The organism is Affinundibacterium baiyunense (genome assembly GCF_018139645.1).
Classification (GTDB): Bacteria; Pseudomonadota; Gammaproteobacteria; order Burkholderiales; family Burkholderiaceae_D; genus Undibacterium; species Undibacterium baiyunense.
Genome location: NZ_JAGSPM010000008.1, coordinates 63,466 through 80,965 on the forward strand (window position 1 = coordinate 63,466; position 17,500 = coordinate 80,965).

At 45.5% G+C, this 17,500-nt stretch carries 15 protein-coding genes and 1 riboswitch; of the genes, 8 read left to right on the top strand and 7 right to left on the bottom strand.

Features of this window, described 5'->3' with window-relative positions; translation table 11 throughout:
* Positions 1-181: 181 nt before the first annotated feature.
* From KDM92_RS13490 to KDM92_RS13510, 5 genes are all read right to left on the bottom strand, one after another.
* The gene (locus KDM92_RS13490; RefSeq protein WP_212684984.1) at positions 182-427 is read right to left on the bottom strand and encodes a YdcH family protein; all 246 of its coding nucleotides are present in this window, start codon (positions 425-427) and stop codon (positions 182-184) included.
* A gap of 82 nt (positions 428-509) precedes the next feature.
* On the bottom strand, positions 510-1,388 hold the full coding sequence (locus KDM92_RS13495; protein ID WP_212684985.1) for a MurR/RpiR family transcriptional regulator: 879 nt from the start codon (positions 1,386-1,388) through the stop codon (positions 510-512).
* Between the two features lie 636 nt (positions 1,389-2,024).
* Positions 2,025-2,477, bottom strand: coding sequence for a DUF2147 domain-containing protein (locus KDM92_RS13500; protein WP_212684986.1), 453 nt, complete (start codon positions 2,475-2,477; stop codon positions 2,025-2,027).
* A 429-nt stretch (positions 2,478-2,906) separates the two neighbouring features.
* Positions 2,907-3,908, bottom strand: coding sequence for an SRPBCC family protein (locus KDM92_RS13505; RefSeq protein ID WP_212684987.1), 1,002 nt, complete (start codon positions 3,906-3,908; stop codon positions 2,907-2,909).
* Positions 3,856-4,251 (bottom strand): ArsR/SmtB family transcription factor, encoded by a 396-nt coding sequence (locus KDM92_RS13510; RefSeq protein WP_212684988.1) that lies wholly within the window; start codon positions 4,249-4,251, stop codon positions 3,856-3,858. The genes KDM92_RS13505 and KDM92_RS13510 overlap by 53 nt, the downstream gene beginning before the upstream one ends.
* Positions 4,252-4,470: 219 nt before the next feature.
* On the opposite strand from KDM92_RS13510, the gene KDM92_RS13515 reads away from it, so the two are divergent.
* The gene (locus tag KDM92_RS13515) at positions 4,471-4,938 is read left to right on the top strand and encodes a VOC family protein (RefSeq protein WP_212684989.1); all 468 of its coding nucleotides are present in this window, start codon (positions 4,471-4,473) and stop codon (positions 4,936-4,938) included.
* A gap of 410 nt (positions 4,939-5,348) precedes the next feature.
* The gene (locus tag KDM92_RS13520; protein ID WP_212684990.1) at positions 5,349-6,428 is read left to right on the top strand and encodes a potassium channel family protein; all 1,080 of its coding nucleotides are present in this window, start codon (positions 5,349-5,351) and stop codon (positions 6,426-6,428) included.
* Between the two features lie 222 nt (positions 6,429-6,650).
* On the opposite strand, the gene KDM92_RS13525 is transcribed toward KDM92_RS13520, so the two are convergent.
* A complete protein-coding gene (locus KDM92_RS13525) occupies positions 6,651-7,187 on the bottom strand; it encodes a DUF2058 domain-containing protein (protein WP_212684991.1) in 537 nt (178 codons plus the stop codon).
* A 264-nt stretch (positions 7,188-7,451) separates the two neighbouring features.
* Between KDM92_RS13525 and KDM92_RS13530 the strand changes: the two genes are divergently transcribed.
* The 4 genes from KDM92_RS13530 to KDM92_RS13545 all read left to right on the top strand — a co-directional run bounded on the left by KDM92_RS13530 (position 7,452) and on the right by KDM92_RS13545 (position 9,596).
* Positions 7,452-7,697 (top strand): type II toxin-antitoxin system Phd/YefM family antitoxin, encoded by a 246-nt coding sequence (locus KDM92_RS13530; protein ID WP_329603160.1) that lies wholly within the window; start codon positions 7,452-7,454, stop codon positions 7,695-7,697.
* Positions 7,697-8,074: a type II toxin-antitoxin system VapC family toxin gene (locus KDM92_RS13535; protein WP_212684992.1), complete on the top strand. Its 378-nt coding sequence runs from the start codon at positions 7,697-7,699 to the stop codon at positions 8,072-8,074. Before KDM92_RS13530 ends, KDM92_RS13535 begins: the two co-directional genes overlap by 1 nt.
* Positions 8,075-8,201: 127 nt before the next feature.
* Positions 8,202-9,074 carry a restriction endonuclease gene (locus KDM92_RS13540; RefSeq protein WP_212684993.1) on the top strand — a complete coding sequence of 291 codons (873 nt, stop codon included), beginning with the start codon at positions 8,202-8,204 and terminating at the stop codon, positions 9,072-9,074.
* A gap of 150 nt (positions 9,075-9,224) precedes the next feature.
* Positions 9,225-9,596, top strand: a complete 372-nt coding sequence (locus tag KDM92_RS13545) for a hypothetical protein (protein WP_212684994.1) — start codon at positions 9,225-9,227, stop codon at positions 9,594-9,596.
* A 116-nt stretch (positions 9,597-9,712) separates the two neighbouring features.
* Here KDM92_RS13545 and KDM92_RS13550 read toward each other — a convergent pair whose 3' ends face one another.
* The gene (locus tag KDM92_RS13550; RefSeq protein WP_212684995.1) at positions 9,713-12,532 is read right to left on the bottom strand and encodes a valine--tRNA ligase; all 2,820 of its coding nucleotides are present in this window, start codon (positions 12,530-12,532) and stop codon (positions 9,713-9,715) included.
* Between the two features lie 635 nt (positions 12,533-13,167).
* Here KDM92_RS13550 and KDM92_RS13555 point away from each other — a divergent pair.
* Together KDM92_RS13555 and thiC are read left to right on the top strand one after the other, a co-directional pair.
* A complete protein-coding gene (locus KDM92_RS13555) occupies positions 13,168-15,321 on the top strand; it encodes a tetratricopeptide repeat-containing diguanylate cyclase (RefSeq protein ID WP_212684996.1) in 2,154 nt (717 codons plus the stop codon).
* Between the two features lie 68 nt (positions 15,322-15,389).
* Positions 15,390-15,491, top strand: a riboswitch (TPP riboswitch).
* A gap of 83 nt (positions 15,492-15,574) precedes the next feature.
* Complete coding sequence (thiC, locus tag KDM92_RS13560; RefSeq protein ID WP_212684997.1) at positions 15,575-17,488, top strand: phosphomethylpyrimidine synthase ThiC; 1,914 nt, start codon at positions 15,575-15,577, stop codon at positions 17,486-17,488.
* The last annotated feature ends 12 nt before the right edge of the window (positions 17,489-17,500 follow it).

Genomic DNA, 17,500 nt, shown 5'->3' on the forward strand with positions numbered 1-17,500 from the left:
TTACGAATTGTTTTAGCAAAGCAAAAAAAAGCGAACCGGAGATTTACTCCAAGTTCGCTTTAAACTTGCCTTACTAAAACTAAAACTAAAACTAAAACTCAATAAATCAATGCATCAAATACATTCAGCGTAGAGCTTGCACACTAACTGTATGCAAGCTGGAATGGCCGTATTTTATAAATTAAGCAGGATGCGCTTGCAACAATTGGAATAACTGATCTTTCAGTTGAATGCGTACTTTTTTCAATGTTTCTAAAGCCGCATCGCCTAAGTGATCGACACCATTTTCTGCGCGATTGATCGCCTTGTCGGTATCTGTGTATTCGTCAAACAGCTTTGCAAAATGTGCATTGGCTAATTTGAGTGTATGAATCGTGTCCTTGAATTCTGGAAATTCGAGTGCCAATGGATGATGTTCAACTTGCATGGGAAACGCTCCTTTAATAAGTAACTACCAAGTGATGATAGAGCGAATCCCAAAACAAGAACTGATGTAGATCAAGTCCAACCTATTTTTTGCCGTGGTGCAACCAAGGTAGCATCAATTCGGTAGTTTCTGCGGCGATATCAACCGGTGATTCTGACTGATGCGCCACCGCGGCACAGATTGCTTCGATCAGACAAAGCACGATGCCTTCGGAATTAAACTGTGGTTTGGTTGGCGTGTACAAGGTCAAATCAGAAATGTTTGCGATTGGGGATCCAGGCCGATCAGTGAGCGCCAGAATGGGCACGCCACGTCGCTTCGCTTGACCAGCTAGTGTGACCACATCGCTCGAATAACGCGGAAACGAAATCGCAATCACCAAGTCACGTTCGGTAAATTTATACAGTGCACGAGCAACTTGTGCTGGCCCGCCTGTGCCAATATTGGCTTGCACATTATTGCAATAGTTTGTCAGCGCATGACACATGATGCCCCCCAAATAGGCACTCGCTCCGTAGCCAACGATGTAGATATTTTCTGCATCTAAAATCATCTTAACCGCGCGATCATATAAATCAGGGCGATATTCTCTGCGGGTTGCTTCCAAATTGCTGATGTCATCAGATAAGGATCGGTTAATTACTTCAGTGCTGCTAGACGCGATACTGATTTCCGAACGCAAGCCTTCGATCGGCGCCAACATGGTCTCAAATCCGGAGACCAGTTCAGCACGAAATTGTGGATAGCCATCAAATCCCAATGCGCGGGCAAAGCGATTAGCGGTTGCGTTAGAAATGCCTACCGCATCGGCCAGTTCATCAATCGACATCGTGGCAGCTCTAAATGAGTTTGCAACGACATAGTCGGCGGTGATTTTGTGTGATTTGGATAAAGAACTATAGATTTGACCTATACGTTCATTGATTGACCCCCCCTGGGTCTTGCTCTTTTTTGGGCTCATTATCGTTTTCTTGGTATTGCTTATTTTTACCAGTCTGATGCAAGCTAGCTGGCCCCCTATTTTTTTTAGTTCTGTGATTTTTACAAAATAGACTTCGAGATGTTGTAACTCCTCTAGTCCTGACACTGAGCTGCTCAGCCAGCATCGTTTTGTAAAAAGATAATTATTATCTATTTGACTATTTCAACTTTGGAAAATACCACAGGTCGCTGGTGCTATCAATCACCGAGCTAGGGTCTTACACTAACTTCGTTTAACTTTCTTAATCTGCGTCGAAATTTCTGAGTGCTTGCAGCTTTTTAGATATATTGAAGTGGGATTGGGCTGATATTAAACTTGCAGCAGGGGTAAGCTTGCTTCGCTAAAACAAATTTAGCCCGTTGAATTTTTTTTGGGGGAGTGTCGTGGTTGGGTAGGGGGAACACATAAGACGAGACCTATGTAATTGAACTTCATTACAGCGATCTCTAAATTAGCGCGAGAAGCAGGGCGTACACAAAACAAACGCAATTCTTGTGGTATTCGTGGTTGCAAACAAATTGCACTGGTTAATCGCTTAAGCAGTGCAATTGTTTTGAAGCTGGGGATTCAAGGTCGATCGTCATGTGTGTGTTCGCGCTGACAATCCAATCAATATCACTCTTCGCGTACCCAGGTTTGGGTACGACCAAACATCGGCATACCGATATAGCCACGAACTTCCAATTTTTTGTTGCTGTCGATGAGTTTTAATTTGCTGCTGTATAGCTTGCCATTGGCTGGGTCCAAAATTTTGCCTCCACCAAATTCATCACCATCTTTTTTAATATTAAACAGTATGGTTAAACCGATTAAAGGTTGGTCTTTATTGCTGCCTTCGCATTTGTCACACTTTGGATTTGGATCTTGATCGGCTTCGCGGAATAGTTTTTCGATTTTTCCTTGGAACTCACCGCCAGACTCACTAATGCGCACTAGCGATTTGACTTTGCCAGTTTTGTCATCGATGGTTTTCCATAAGCCGGCTGGGGAATTTTGGGCTATTGCAAATTGTGCTGCAAGCAAACTCAGTATGGCGATACTTGATTTGATCAAGCCAGATTGTTTCATGTTGTCTCCGATTTTTATAAAGTGGGAAAAAACTGCTCTTGGATTGTACGTGCAGTTTTTGTGACAGTGCGTGAATTTACTAGAGTGAGAACTTTAAAAGACCTAATTACAACAAGTAGGAGCTGTAAGTTCTTTATCGATGCATGCTTTTGATATGTATCTTGAAGCTGGTGTGAAGGTGAATTCGCCCGAACTGAGGAGTATCAGACGAGTACAAAATTATTTGGAAATCAGGATAACCCGCCCTCTGCTGCAAGCGGGAGAGGGCTGGGGTTAGGGTATTCAAAAAAGTAAATCGCCTGTTTGCTGCGCTAATCACTAGACCTAGAAGCTTTGCGTGATTAGTGTCACGCAATACATACCTGAGTTATCGCACTTGAACCATCGGACTCTTTAGAAATCATTCGAAGCCGCTGCTAATAGTTTTGCTTATTGTGTTTCAAGTTGCGCATTCAATTGCATTTCCAATTTATCAAACGAACCAGTCCAACCCATCGTCATACCACCACGTTCTTTCATAAATGCTTGCAATTCTTCCGCTGTCACTGCACCGTAGGGTTCCCAGGTCACGGTTACACGCGTTTGATTTGCGGCTTCTTCGGTGAATTCGACCGTGCTTAACATTGTCTCTGGCCATGTGGGTGCCATAGGGTGACGAGAGATATTTTCATCTGCATCGCAAAACTGCTGGGTGTAAACCAAACGATTTGGTTTATTCATTTCCAAGTAGGTAGCGCGTCCATACATCGTGACATTATTTTCCTGAGATCCATTCGTCATTTTGTAAAACGAACTAGCACCGACACGAATATCAGCGCGTATAAACGACATCGTAAATCCAGTAGGAGGAAGCCATTGTGCGAAGTGCTCTGGCTGGGTCCACATCTGATACATCAATTCAACTGGTGCGGCAAAGCTGCGATTGATGATGAAGCGTTCTTTGTGCTCGATCTGCTCTGCCAGATATTCGGCAAAACGATCCCACGTTGCCTCGCCACCAGCTTGCTTGATAAATTGACGTGTTTGAATCGCAGCTTCGGCACTGGCTAATGCCATCGTCATTTCCATCTGCGTTTTTTTACCAATGGTGGTGAATAATACCGTCACACGAAACAGTGGTGGGCTAATCTCGGTCGCGCCGTGGTCATAGACGAGCTTTTTATGCTTTTCAATTTCGTGATAAGTCGCGATGTTGGGATAATCGGTACCGTCCGGGCCATGCATGGTGTAACGCCAAGTGCCGCCCACGCGCAAATCTTTGCTATGCGTAGTCAAACTAAATCCACGTGGTCCCCACCACTGCGCCGCTTGCGCAGGATCAACCCATGCGTCCCATACCATCTCTACCGGTGCGTCATAGACACGCACGAGATAAATCTCATTTGCTTTTGGCTGCGTTAGCTGTGTTGGTGGCTTTGGATTTGCGGACATTTTTTTTACCTTTCTTTTCAGCGGTGACGGTTTGTAGATAGAGATCAAGGCGATCAAAACTTTGTTCCCAAAAAATACGATATTGCTCTACCCAATCTGCTGCCACTTTTAAGGCTTCGCCATTGAGTTTGCAAGGCCGACTCTGCGCCTCGCGTGTTTTAGTAATTAGCCCAGCGTTCTCTAACACTTTTAAGTGCTTGGTAACGGCTGGCAAACTCATCTCATTCAAAAATGGTTGAGCTAATTCCGACACTGTCGCATCACCGCGAGAAAGCTGCGCCAAGATTGCGCGTCGCGTTGGGTCTGCTAGAGCAGAAAAAGTCTGGCTAAGTAGATCTGTCATAATGAACTGATTGGTTAATTAACCGAATGGTTTAATAATAGTAAAGCTTAAAGCGAGCGTCAAGTAGTATTTTCGTAGAGTTAAAGCTAGCGGTATTAAGTTAATCTGATGTGTTTAATTTCTCGCGACTATCCTTTATGATCGTTCTTAAGTTTTCTGTGCGCGAAATAAACGTAGTGCATATCCATGTTAATCGTCTGAACTGTTGAGGAGTAGACCATGAGTAATTCAATTCGCACCTGTCTGTGGTTTCGCGATGGACGCGGCCAGGAAGCAGCTCAGTATTATTGTTCGCTACTTCCGAATAGCAAAGTGGAGAGTAGCTATCTTGGAGATAATGGATTCGGCGAATTTGCCGTAATCGATTTCACACTCGGCGGTGTACCCTACCAAATTTTGGATGCCGGACCCATGTTCACCTTGAGCGAGGCAGTATCGATTGCTGTCGCGACAGAAGATCAAGCCGAAACAGATCGACTCTGGGCCGCCTTCACCTGTAACGGTGGTACTGAAACCGCCTGCGGCTGGCTGAAAGATCGCTATGGTGTATCGTGGCAAATCTATCCTAAACGTCTGCTTGAACTAACCATGCACGCAGATAAAGCAATTTCAAGCAAAGCGATGGCGGCGATGATGAAGCAAAAGAAAATTGATATTGCGGAGATTGAGGCAGCGGTAGTTGCTTAGTTTTAGCATTAATTTCAATTTGGTTTTCAACTTAATTCCAATTTAAATTTATGCAGATTTTTGTCTAAATAGTGTGGGGAAACGCAGTCGGGCCAACTAGACTTTGATGATTGAAATGTAAATCGCAGTGACTTCCCTTCACTACCTAACTTTGTAGATGAGGCGGTCGATGAGGCGTAGATTTTGTTCAGCGATAGCGGCCATTCGTCGCAACGCCTCCTTTAACTGGTGTAAGCGAGCACATTTTTACATCGTCCATAATTTGTTCAATATTGATCCAAATCAAACTGGGGCCAAACTACGGCATTTGCTTCCCAAAAAGCGACAAATTGTGTTTGTCTGCATAAATGTCAATGGCGCAAAATTGCGGAAGGCTACAATCTTGTCTGGCAAAACAAACGGTCCTATCAATGCAAATCCCTGAAGAAAGCAATTCGGCATCAATGCCGCATCATCAGTCAGTGGCAGAGAGTGATAATGCCCAGCTCATGCGCATACTCGCACGTATTGGATGGGCGACACTGATTCTTTTGACCTTGATTTTGTTTGGCACGATAGGTTTCTATCTCTTTAGTGACCGAAGTAGTTGGGAGAACGCAATCTATATGACTTTGATCACGATCTCGACTGTAGGCTATGGTGAGGGAGTGCCGCTCACTTCGTTTGGTGCCAAAGTGTTTGCGGGGTTAATGAGTATTTCTGGCTTGGGCGTGCTGACATTTTTATTTACTAGCTTGACTGTATTTTTTCTTGAAAAAGATTTGGATTATTCTCTGCGGAGAAGGCGAATGGAAAAACGTATTAGAAAATTGCGGCAACATTTTATTGTTTGCGGCTTTGGGCGAGTCGGACGTAATGTGGCACATGAGTTGCAAAAGACCGGACGCCAGTTTGTGGCAATTGACCCTGAGCAAAATAACTTCGACGAATATCTAGATAAATTTCCTGACCTGCTGTATCTGGCTGGCGATGCTTCTGACGACGATCTTCTTATCGACGCAGACATTGTCGATGCACGCGGTTTGTTTGCCGTCACGGGTGATGATTCACGCAATCTGATGATCATCATTACTGCCAAGCAGTTAAATCCAAGATTACGTATCGTGGCGCGCGCGCATGAATTGCGTAACGTAGAAAAAATGCGTAAGGCTGGTGCCGATGAAGTGATTAGCCCAGACTTCACTGGTGGAATGCGCATGGCGTCGGCAATGGTTCGACCACATGTGGTCAGTTTTTTAGATGAGATGTTGAAGTCTGAGAAAAATCTGCGGGTTGAAGAAGTCGTGACACCATCAGATTTTCCTGCCACTGCGATGGGCAAACTACGGCTACGTAGCCCAGACTATATTTTGATCGCAGTGCGTGCTAGGAACGACTGGACCTTTAATCCCGATGATCAATATCTACTGCGCGCAGGTGACGTCATTGTAGCGATGACCAGCGCAGAAGGACGCGCTGAGATTGAACGGCATTTATTGGATATGATTTAAGTAGGCCAACAACTTGATCGTGAGTGCCAGAAAAATGTAGGGCGGGTGCAACCCGCGCGCTTCAAAAGTCGATCAACTAAAGGCAACATTGAGGCGACGCGGGTTGCACCCGCCTTTCAAAAATTCGTGAAGTAAATTCGAAGCAACTGAGCAGTAGCACGAACACTTCATCAGTTTCAGTCACATCCGCGCTAGGATTTTGCTACACCAAGTTTCTGCGATCTACCAAGTAAAATCATCTGGAATCTTGTAGTCAGCATACGGATCATCGGCATCAAGCTCATCCGATGTTTTCTTGACGCGTATCACCAAAGATTCGTCGCGCTCAGCGATTTTGTCAGCGACAACGCGTGGCACTAATTCTACTTTTCCATCGATACACACAATCACGAGTCGTCCTGCGGTCAGATGCCCTTGCACTTCAGCCGATACATAGATTTTGTCGATCTTATTGCCATGTGTGTAGTAATAAGTGATGTCGCCATTACCTTTGCTTTGGCGATTGGCTTGCACCATCTGCACAATCTGCGCAAACACCGCTTTTTGCGCCGCAGCCGCATCGCGTTGTGCATTCAATTCACGCGCACGTTCAGCATTTTTGCGCTGTACTTCCAGCGCAGCCAAACGCGCTTCATCGACGCTCTCGGTGCCAGTGCGACGCTCGACTTTCTTTTGTTTAGTTTTGTCTTGGTGCAGCTTCTTGGCCTTGTTCTTATCGATGAGTCCTACTTTTAAAAATTGATCTTGCAATGAGGCCATAATAGATTTCCGTGAAATGTGTACTAGCGATCTTAGGCAAGATTGCCGATCGGCTAAAGGGCGCTAGGATAGCAAAGTTTTTGGTTCTATAGCGTTTCGCGAGGGTGGGGGCAATCGATAACAATCGTGTGCTTATCTAGGCTTAATTTGAATTTTGAGATTGTGGGTGATAGGCACGTGATGAGGGCTTGTTCGAATTTACATATGTTTTACTTGCTTAAATAATTTGCATGGACTAACATGGACTAATACTGAAATTTTAAGATGAAATCCATGCAAGTCATTAACATTCACGATGCAAAAACACAGTTTTCAAAGTTGGTCGAAGCGGCTTCTCAAGGTGACGAAATTGTGATAGCGCGCGCTGGGAAACCTACTGCGAGGTTGGTTCCAATTTCCACTCAAAAACTAGTTCGTCGGCCCGGTGCACTGAAGGACAAATTGCAAATTGCGGATGACTTCGACGCACCCCTGCCAAATGAAATTCAATCGGCATTTGAGGGCGATTAATGAAGTTACTCATCGATACCCGTGTTTATCTTTGGTGGTTACAAGACAGCCCCAAACTTACCGAAAAAGCACGTCAACAAATTCAAGATGCGACCGAGGTTTACGTCAGTAGCGCGAGTATTTGGGAAGCCACGATCAAGATGTCGATTGGTAAGCTCAGTGTGGACATCGATCAGCTCGTGGCAGAAATCAGCAAGAGTGGTTTTCAAGAATTACTCATCACAGCAGCCCACGCTGCCACGGTCGCGCGCCTGCCGGATATACACAAGGATCCCTTTGATCGTATTTTGATCGCACAGGCGATGAGTGAACCACTTCGATTTTTGACCGCGGATGCAATCTTGAGTGGGTATTCTGAATTGGTGGAAATTGTTTAGTGTGAAAGGTTGGTGCAATTAGCGCGGTGTAATCGCGCTTACGGGCTACAATATCAAAGCTACAACGTACGACCTGCATCTTTTAACTGAGATTGAAATGGGTCGTTCGGACTCATAAGGGAAAACAATGGATCTTCCAAAATTCAATGACACTTTTTTGCCAATTCTCGATATTCTCGATGACGGGCAAATAATTACAGGTAGAAAACTTATTGAACTTGTAGAGCAAAAATATTATTCGGAATTACCTGCTGAGTTATTGAACCAAACTACGAAGAGCGGTGAGCGCTTAATCGAGAATCGAATCGCTTGGGGAAAATCTTATTTGAAAAAGGGTGGAATGGTTCATTACCCTGAACGAGGGCATGTTCAGATTACTGAAAAGGGGAAGTCCGCCAATAGAGAATCCATTACCTTGGAGAAGATGAATGCCGATGCGATCGACTTCTATAGGCCAGAAAATTCTCAGATCGAGAAACCTGTTTCAACCTTAAGCCCTCAAGATCTAATCGATACTGGAATTGAGCAGATTGAGCGAAACGTCAAGAACGAGCTTCTTGAAAAACTCAAAAAATACGATCCGTATGCTTTCGAAAAAGTTGTTCTGATTCTGCTTAATAAAATGGGCTATGGTGAATATGTTGAAACGTCAAAGTCTCGTGATGGTGGAATTGATGGTGTAATGAATGAAGATAAGCTAGGGCTAGAAAAAATCTATATTCAAGCAAAACGTTTTACGGAAAACAAAGTCCAAGAAACCGACATTAGAAACTTCATTGGCGCGATGAGCGGTGATACGACTAAGGGAATTTTCGTGACAACGACGGACTTCGCTGAAAGCGCCAAGAAAAAGGCAAAAGAAGCTCACCATAAGATCATTCTTATTGATGGTGTTCGACTAGTCGACTTGATGTACAAATACGGGGTTGGTGTTCAAACGAAAAATTCATATGAAGTTAAGGCCGTTGACACGGACTTCTTTGAGGCAGAAGACGTGTAGCATAGAGAGCTCAATCGCGCAGGGCGGGTGCAATCTGCGGGATAAATTGCTTGGACAACGATACATAGTGGCTAGGTGGTGCGAGGTTTACTCGCCCTTCATGGCTAATATGGTACTTTTTTTAAGTTTACAATATAGAAGTAGATAGATATGCGCAAAGAAGCTATGGTTCTTGGACTTAGTTCCCTCAATATATTAGCCTTTTGCGTGGTTGGCGTGCCATCGTGGTGGATTTGGCTTTCCAAATTCAGCGGCAGTCCTCACCGAGATCCAGAAACAGCAGTATTTATTGTTCTGCATCTGCCACTACTCTTCTATCTCTTGCGGAAAAATAGGTTTCAGGCTGCATTTTGGAATATTGCATGTGCACCAATTGTTTCAGTGTTTAATTTTCTTCTTTGTTTAGTGGTGACACTATTTGTCAGAGAGTCCTCAATCGCAGTTGTGATAGTGGCCTTAATTTGGTTATTTCCGTTTGTACATATTACCTTTATCGATGAGAAAAATGTGAACCTTAGCTAAGGGCGGGCGCGGTTATTTTGTTCATCCTTACATATTTCCTCCCCCAGGGATGCAAAAAGCGCCTCGAATGTGATCACATCGAAGCGCTTTTGCATTTACAACTCAATCAAAACTAATCACCCCAACTTAGCAAACTGCTCCTTCATCTTACTCAAAGTGGCAGAGAAGCCCGCGACGCGTTCTTTCTCTTGCTCGACCACAGCAGCCGGCGCACGTGCCACAAAACTTTCGTTGCTGAGTTTAGCTTGCGCTTTGTTGATTTCGGCTTCGAGTTTTGCCATCTCTTTCGACAGGCGTTCGCGTTCTGCGGCGACGTCGATTTCTACTTTTAACATCAGCTTGGTTTCGCCAACGATGGAAACCGGTGCTGGTGAATCGGGCAGGGTGTCGATGATCTGCACTTCAGACAATTTCGCTAAGGCCGCCATGTATGGCGCATAGCTTTCCATGCGTGCTTTGTCCGCAGCGTTGGCTGGTTGCAGCAGCAATGGTACGCGCACTGCTGGTGATAATTGCATTTCACCGCGCAAGTTACGGCAAGCATCAGTCGCGGCTTTGAGGCCTGTCATCCAACTTTCGGCGGCTTCGTCGATGGCTTCTGCATTTACCAATGGGTAGGCTTGCATCATGATGGAATCGCCTTCGGCTTTCAGCGTTTTGCCTGCTAATGGCGCGACTGTTTGCCACAAGGCTTCGGTCACGAATGGGATCACTGGGTGCGCCATGCGCAAAGTCACTTCCAATACGCGCAACAATGTGCGACGTGTTGCGCGTTGCTGTGCTTCTGTGCCTTGTTGTACTTGCACTTTGGCGACTTCCAAATACCAATCGCAGTATTCGTCCCATACAAACTTGTAGATGCTGGAAGCGATATTGTCGAAGCGGTAGTCTGCAAAACCTTTTTCCAATTCTGCTTCAGTGCGTTGCAGTGTGGAGATGATCCATTTATCGGCTTGTGAGTAATCGAGATCATTGTCACTCGCTGTGCCGGTGAAGCCGCAATCTTTGCCTTCGGTATTCATCAAGACGAAGCGTGTTGCGTTCCACAATTTATTGCAGAAATTACGATAGCCTTCGCAACGGCCTAAGTCGAAGTTGATGTTGCGGCCTAAGGATGCATAGCTCGCCATCGTGAAGCGTAATGCGTCTGTGCCGTAAGCTGGAATGCCGTCGGCGAATTCTTTGCGCGTGGCTTTGTCGATGCTGGCTGCTTGTTTTGGGTTCATCAAACCGACAGTACGTTTGGCTGCCAAATCGTCGACGCTGATGCCGTCGATGAGATCAATAGGATCGAGCGTATTGCCCTTAGACTTGGACATTTTTTGGCCGCTGGAATCACGTACCAAACCATGCACGTAGACGGTGTGGAACGGCACCTTGCCCGTGAAGTGCGCCGTCATCATGACCATGCGCGCCACCCAGAAGAAGATGATGTCGAAGCCAGTAACCAAAACAGAAGATGGCAAGAATAGTTTGCTATCGACGGTCAATTCTGGCCAACCCATGGTCGAGAATGGGACGAGTGCAGAAGAGAACCAGGTATCGAGTACGTCGTTATCGCGGTTCAATGCGCCCGTGTAACCAGCAGCTGCGGCTTTTTCTTTGGCTTCGGCTTCATTGCGTGCCACGAAGACTTCGCCGTTTTCGCCATACCATGCTGGGATTTGATGGCCCCACCACAATTGGCGCGAGATACACCAGTCTTGAATATTGTTGAGCCATTGGTTGTACGTGGTGTTCCAGTTTTCTGGGACGAATTTCACTTCACCATTCGCGACTTTTTCGAGTGCGACTTCAGCAATCGATTTGCCTGGGAAGTGTGTACCCTCTGGTGCAGGTTTGCTCATCGCCATGAACCATTGGTCCGTCAACATCGGTTCGATCACGACGTTCGTACGGTCACCACGTGGCACCATCAGTTTGTGCGGTTTGACGGATTCGAGTAAGCCTTGGGCGTCGAGATCTGCCACCATTTGCTTACGTGCGACGAAGCGGTCCATACCTTGGTAAGCGGCTGGGCCGTTTTCATTGATCTTGGCATCTAAAGTTAAGATGCTGATCAAAGCTAAGTTATGGCGTTGACCTACTGCGTAATCGTTGAAGTCATGGGCTGGAGTGATCTTGACACAGCCAGTACCGAATTCTTTATCGACATAGCTATCGGCGATGACTGGGATCTCGCGATCAGTCAAAGGCAATTTCAACATCTTGCCAACGAAAGCGGTGTAGCGCTCGTCAGTTGGATCAACTGCGACGGCAACGTCACCGAGCAAAGTTTCTGGACGTGTAGTCGCTACAGTTAAATGACCGCTGCCATCGGCGAATGGATAACGGATGTGCCACATCGAGCCATCTTCTTCTTCCGACACCACTTCTAAATCGGAGACGGCGGTACCCAATACTGGGTCCCAGTTCACCAAACGCTTGCCGCGATAAATCAAACCTTGTTCGACTAAGCGTACGAACACTTCGGTCACGACTTTGGAACGTTCTGCATCCATCGTAAAGTATTCACGATTCCAATCAGCAGAAGCACCCATGCGGCGCATTTGGCCGGTGATTGTGGAGCCGGATTTTTCTTTCCACTCCCAGACTTTTTCTAAGAACTTTTCACGGCCCAAATCATGGCGCGAAATTTTTTGTGCATCGAGTTGGCGTTCCACCACGATTTGTGTCGCGATACCGGCGTGATCGGTGCCTGGCACCCATGCCGTGTTGTGGCCGCGCATACGGTAGTAGCGAGTTAATCCATCCATAATCGTTTGGTTGAACGCATGGCCCATGTGCAAAGTGCCTGTGACGTTTGGCGGTGGTAGTTGAATGCTAAATGAAGGTTTGGATTCATCCGTCGTCGCGGTGAAGTATCCGCGTTTTTCCCACTCGGTGCGCCAGAAGGATTCAATGTTGGCTGGCTCAAAAGATTTGGCTAATTCCATGATGTATATGCAAACTCTCAGTTAGTGCGAACCTCAATTGCGGTTAAGACCTTGGGGTTCGGATATTTGATTGGCGAAACCCTTGATTATAAACCTAGATTTCTAAGTTGCTTACGATGTTAGGGACGAAGTTTTGATTGGTATTTATGTATAACCATTAATTTTCTTTATCTTCCTCATTGATTAGAAATGGTTTAAATCATTTTGTGTGGCTTAGACGTGTATTAATTTGTATTGGCGCGCGAGGGCGAAGAGCAAGAAAATAAATTGATGCTAGTTTTTAGTATGAGGAGTAGATGATTGAGAAGGATTGGGAGAAATACTTGGGTTGGAACATGCTAGCCAAATGACATTAAATTTATTTTTAGTAAATTTCCAGCCAAGCTAGGTGTATCAAACAGCGCGATTCACGACATAATTTATTCAGTAGCTTGTTAAATAATGAAAAATCGTGCAAACCTACTAAAACTGTGGCTTATAAGAGAGTCTGGCAAAAAAAAGCATAGATGCTTTTAGGAAAGTGCTAGCATTAGCACATCTAAAAATTTATAAAAACAAACAGCTAAACTGCTCTTATCTTTTTGATCAAAACATCGCTTTTGGGATCAAAGCTAAGGGAAAAAGGTAATAAGCCCATGAGACACTTTTTCCATAAATCCGCGTTCAATGGTATTCGAAAGTTACGTGTTTTTCATGGTGTAAAACATTATCTTTTGTGGCAAATTTCGGTGCTGGTTCTGTTGATGTGTATCGCTTTTCCAGGAAAAGCCGATGACAAAGCCATCATGCAAGAGCTGGATACGATTCAAACTTTATCTGACCGCAATAATGAAGAAGGCTTGCGTCAACTTCTAGAATTTAAAAAAAATCTGCCTGCAGACACTTCACCGGCAGTGCGCCTCGAAATTTTATCGGTGCTGAGTAGTTTGTACTTTGACGCTGGAAATACCAAGCTGGGTAGACAAACACTCACTGAGTTAGAAAACTTAGCAAAGCAAGTACAACTCAAGGACGCATTATTGACTTTAGAGATTTACGACGCCTATAACATCTTCGAAAAGTCGGGGTTTGCAACTGCCGTCGCGCATCTAGAAAAGATGGCTGACAAAGTTGCGAATAGCAACAACACCAATGCGCAATTCCGCTATCGCGCAACACTTGCTGCTTTTTATAGTAGTAATTTCCGTTTCGATCAGGCGCTCAAGCAGTACCTCGATATGCTGAAATTGAGTGATCAGCTACCGCGCCGCCAAATGCAAGCAAAGATGGCGACTTGGGGTTTGATTTCTGGTTTGTATTTGCAAATGAAAGATCCAGAAAAGGCGCTCACGGCGACCACCGAAGCGTTAGCGGTCTCATCATCAAGTATTGCGCCTAAAGCTTTTGTGGAGATCTCGATTTCGCGCGGTGTTGCGCTAAGTAGTTTGAAGCGCAATGACGAAGCCTTAAAAGAGTATGAAAGCGCGTTGAAGGTTGCCAAGGAAGAAAAGTTGCCTTACATGGTCGCGCTTGCCTTGTTTAATATCGCTGATCAGTATTTGATTAAGAAGGATTACAAACGTGCTGAAGCCTATGCGCGCGAGGCGATGGCAAAATCTGAAGCGATGGAAGATAGCTGGGGTGTTGCTGGCGCAAAGGTGAATTTGGGTCTAGCACTGGGTTATCAAGGTAAAGTAAAGCAGGGTGGAGATTTAGTAAAAGAAAGTATCGCCCACTTTGATAAGAATCATGCGAAGTCAGATGTAGAGACTATCATTGGCGAACTTTCACACATGTATGAAGCAGCTGGTTGGTATAAAGAGGCTCTAGAACAAGTGCGTCAGCAGCAAAAATTAAGTGATGAGATTTTTCAATCTGATCGTGCGAAAGCGGTAGCTGCCTTACAAGAAGAGTTTGATAGCGAACAAAGAAAGCGCCAGATAGAAATTCTGGCGAAAGATAATGCACTCAAAGATGCCGATATTAAGAATCACCGCTTAAAGCAAATGGTTGCTCTCCTTGCGTCTTTGGTGGGTATTTTTGGTGGCTGTTTTATCTACATGCTGTATCGTCGCAGCAAGAAGCTCAATGCGCAATTGCAGGAAGTGAATACGCAGTTAGAGTTCCATGCAGTGCGTGATGCGCTCACTGGTTTACACAATCGTCGTTCATTCATTAATTTGATGGTTAATCGCACAGGTCGCGTTGAGAATGAACGTCGCGAGGGTGCCTATCGCAATCCTGATTGTATGGTGCTGATGGATATCGATCACTTTAAAAATATCAACGACACTTGGGGTCATGCGATTGGCGACGTTGTGTTGAAAGAAGTCGCGACACGTTTGAAGAATGTGGTGCGTGATGAAGATATGGTGATGCGTTGGGGGGGAGAAGAGTTCTTAATTTATTCGCCTAAATCTAATCCTGAACAAATCACTAGCTTGGTCGAACGTGTGCTAAAAACGATTGGTGACAAGCCGTTCACTCATGGTGCGGTAACGATACCGGTGACGGTGACAGCAGGATTTATTTCGGTGCCATTCTCAGATGTACCAGAAGAATTTTGCGATTGGGAACGTGCCCTGCAAATTGCTGATATGGCTTTGTACCTAGGAAAAACACATGGACGAAATCGTGCGTATGGATTGGCAAGATTATTGGTGCCGCATGAAGATGCTCTACCGACCTTAACCCATGATTTGGCTGCAGCAATTAGAGACAATATGGTGGAGATTATCGAAGTCATTGGGCCACCGCAAGATTTGGCACCGATCACAGTGAGCGGATATCACGCTGCTAATCACGCCTAAGGAAGTGCTTGTGAAATAGTTTCAATCGCAGATATAATGCACCGGCAATAAAAATATTGCTAATGATTTTTAAACGCTAGGGGTCCTGACGAGTTTGTATTTGTCGGGTGAGAAATACCCTTGAACCTGATCTGGATAATGCCAGCGAAGGGAAGCAGCCAAAGCCGTGATGCCACCCAAATTGAGGTGTGCCATCGTCTAATTTGGAAACTCCTTTGCTGGCTCCGCGCCATCAATAAAGCAAAGGAGCCAAATGAACGCTAACCCACAATTCTTGTCCGCCACCGCCAAGGTTGACGAAGCCGCTATTCAAGCTTTACCGAATTCCCGCAAAATCTACGTGACAGGTAGTCGTCCTGATATCCGCGTTCCTATGCGTGAGATTTTACAAGCGGATACGCCAGCAATGTTTGGGGCTGAAAAAAATCCACCGATTTATGTCTACGATACATCAGGCCCGTACACCGATCCTGATGTGAAAATCGATATTCGTTCTGGTTTGGCTTCCGTGCGCGGCGCGTGGATAGCTGAACGCAATGACACAGAAGAATTAACTGGCCCAAGTTCTGCATACGGCATAGAACGTTTGCATGATCCTAAGTTGCATGAATTGCGTTTTAACCTGCAACGCAAACCACGTCGTGCGATAGCAAGTAAAAACGTCACACAAATGCATTACGCGCGACAAGGTATCGTTACACCAGAGATGGAGTTTGTCGCGATACGCGAAAATATGCGCCGTCAAGAGTATCTGGAGAATCTGAAAAATTCTGGTCCTATGGGGGAAAAGCTGGCAGCGATGATGGGACGTCAGCATCCAGGTCAATCATTTGGCGCAGCGATTCCAGCGCAAATTACCCCTGAATTTGTACGTGACGAAATCGCGCGTGGTCGTGCAATTATCCCTGCGAACATTAACCATCCCGAAGTCGAACCGATGATTATTGGGCGCAATTTTCTCGTCAAAATCAATGCGAACATCGGCAACTCTGCCGTGACTTCTTCCATCGGTGAAGAAGTCGAAAAAATGACGTGGGCGATCCGTTGGGGTGGCGACAATGTCATGGATCTCTCAACCGGCAAACACATACACGAAACACGTGAATGGATTATTCGCAATTCACCGGTGCCGATTGGTACCGTACCTATCTATCAGGCATTGGAAAAGGTGAATGGTAAAGCCGAAGACTTAACTTGGGAAATTTTCCGCGACACTTTGATCGAACAAGCCGAGCAGGGCGTTGATTATTTTACGATACACGCGGGTGTGCGTTTGCAGTACGTTCCACTGACCGCAAAACGTATGACAGGCATCGTCTCGCGTGGTGGCTCGATTATGGCGAAGTGGTGCCTCGCTCACCATAAAGAGAGTTTCTTGTATGAGCATTTCGAAGAGATTTGCGAGATCATGAAAGCTTATGATGTGTCATTCTCATTAGGTGATGGCTTGCGCCCAGGTTCGATTTACGACGCGAATGATGAAGCTCAACTCGGCGAATTAAAAACGCTAGGCGAACTCACACAAATCGCATGGAAGCACGACGTGCAAGTGATGATAGAAGGTCCAGGTCATGTGCCTATGCATTTGATCAAAGAAAATATGGATCTGCAATTAGATCAATGTCATGAAGCGCCGTTCTATACCTTGGGACCACTGACCACAGATATCGCGCCTGGTTACGATCACATCACTTCTGGCATCGGTGCCGCGCAAATCGGCTGGTACGGTACCGCAATGCTTTGCTATGTCACGCCGAAAGAACATCTGGGTTTGCCGAATAAAGTCGATGTGAAAGACGGCATCATTACTTACAAAATTGCCGCCCATGCCGCTGATTTGGCGAAGGGACATCCGGGCGCACAAATTCGCGATAACGCTTTGTCGAAAGCACGTTTTGAATTCCGTTGGGAAGATCAATTTAATCTCGGTCTAGACCCTGATAAAGCACGCGAATTTCATGATGAAACTTTGCCTAAAGATTCCGCCAAAGTCGCGCACTTTTGCTCTATGTGTGGCCCACACTTCTGCTCGATGAAGATAACGCAAGAAGTGCGTGACTACGCCGTGACGCAAGGTATCAGCGAAATAGAAGCGCTTAAAAAAGGTATGGAAGTCAAAGCGATTGAGTTCGTCAAATCTGGCGCTGAAATTTATAAGAAATCTTAGGTGCAACAATGG

What these genes read in the sequence shown, in the direction of transcription:
- KDM92_RS13490 (WP_212684984.1), bottom strand. Translation starts at nt 427, where the DNA reads ATGCAAGTTGAACATCATCCATTGGCACTCGAATTTCCAGAATTCAAG.
- KDM92_RS13495 (WP_212684985.1), bottom strand. Translation starts at nt 1,388, where the DNA reads ATGAGCCCAAAAAAGAGCAAGACCCAGGGGGGGTCAATCAATGAACGT.
- KDM92_RS13500 (WP_212684986.1), bottom strand. Translation starts at nt 2,477, where the DNA reads ATGAAACAATCTGGCTTGATCAAATCAAGTATCGCCATACTGAGTTTG.
- KDM92_RS13505 (WP_212684987.1), bottom strand. Translation starts at nt 3,908, where the DNA reads ATGTCCGCAAATCCAAAGCCACCAACACAGCTAACGCAGCCAAAAGCA.
- KDM92_RS13510 (WP_212684988.1), bottom strand. Translation starts at nt 4,251, where the DNA reads ATGACAGATCTACTTAGCCAGACTTTTTCTGCTCTAGCAGACCCAACG.
- KDM92_RS13515 (WP_212684989.1), top strand. Translation starts at nt 4,471, where the DNA reads ATGAGTAATTCAATTCGCACCTGTCTGTGGTTTCGCGATGGACGCGGC.
- KDM92_RS13520 (WP_212684990.1), top strand. Translation starts at nt 5,349, where the DNA reads ATGCAAATCCCTGAAGAAAGCAATTCGGCATCAATGCCGCATCATCAG.
- KDM92_RS13525 (WP_212684991.1), bottom strand. Translation starts at nt 7,187, where the DNA reads ATGGCCTCATTGCAAGATCAATTTTTAAAAGTAGGACTCATCGATAAG.
- KDM92_RS13530 (WP_329603160.1), top strand. Translation starts at nt 7,452, where the DNA reads ATGAAATCCATGCAAGTCATTAACATTCACGATGCAAAAACACAGTTT.
- KDM92_RS13535 (WP_212684992.1), top strand. Translation starts at nt 7,697, where the DNA reads ATGAAGTTACTCATCGATACCCGTGTTTATCTTTGGTGGTTACAAGAC.
- KDM92_RS13540 (WP_212684993.1), top strand. Translation starts at nt 8,202, where the DNA reads ATGGATCTTCCAAAATTCAATGACACTTTTTTGCCAATTCTCGATATT.
- KDM92_RS13545 (WP_212684994.1), top strand. Translation starts at nt 9,225, where the DNA reads ATGCGCAAAGAAGCTATGGTTCTTGGACTTAGTTCCCTCAATATATTA.
- KDM92_RS13550 (WP_212684995.1), bottom strand. Translation starts at nt 12,532, where the DNA reads ATGGAATTAGCCAAATCTTTTGAGCCAGCCAACATTGAATCCTTCTGG.
- KDM92_RS13555 (WP_212684996.1), top strand. Translation starts at nt 13,168, where the DNA reads ATGAGACACTTTTTCCATAAATCCGCGTTCAATGGTATTCGAAAGTTA.
- thiC (WP_212684997.1), top strand. Translation starts at nt 15,575, where the DNA reads ATGAACGCTAACCCACAATTCTTGTCCGCCACCGCCAAGGTTGACGAA.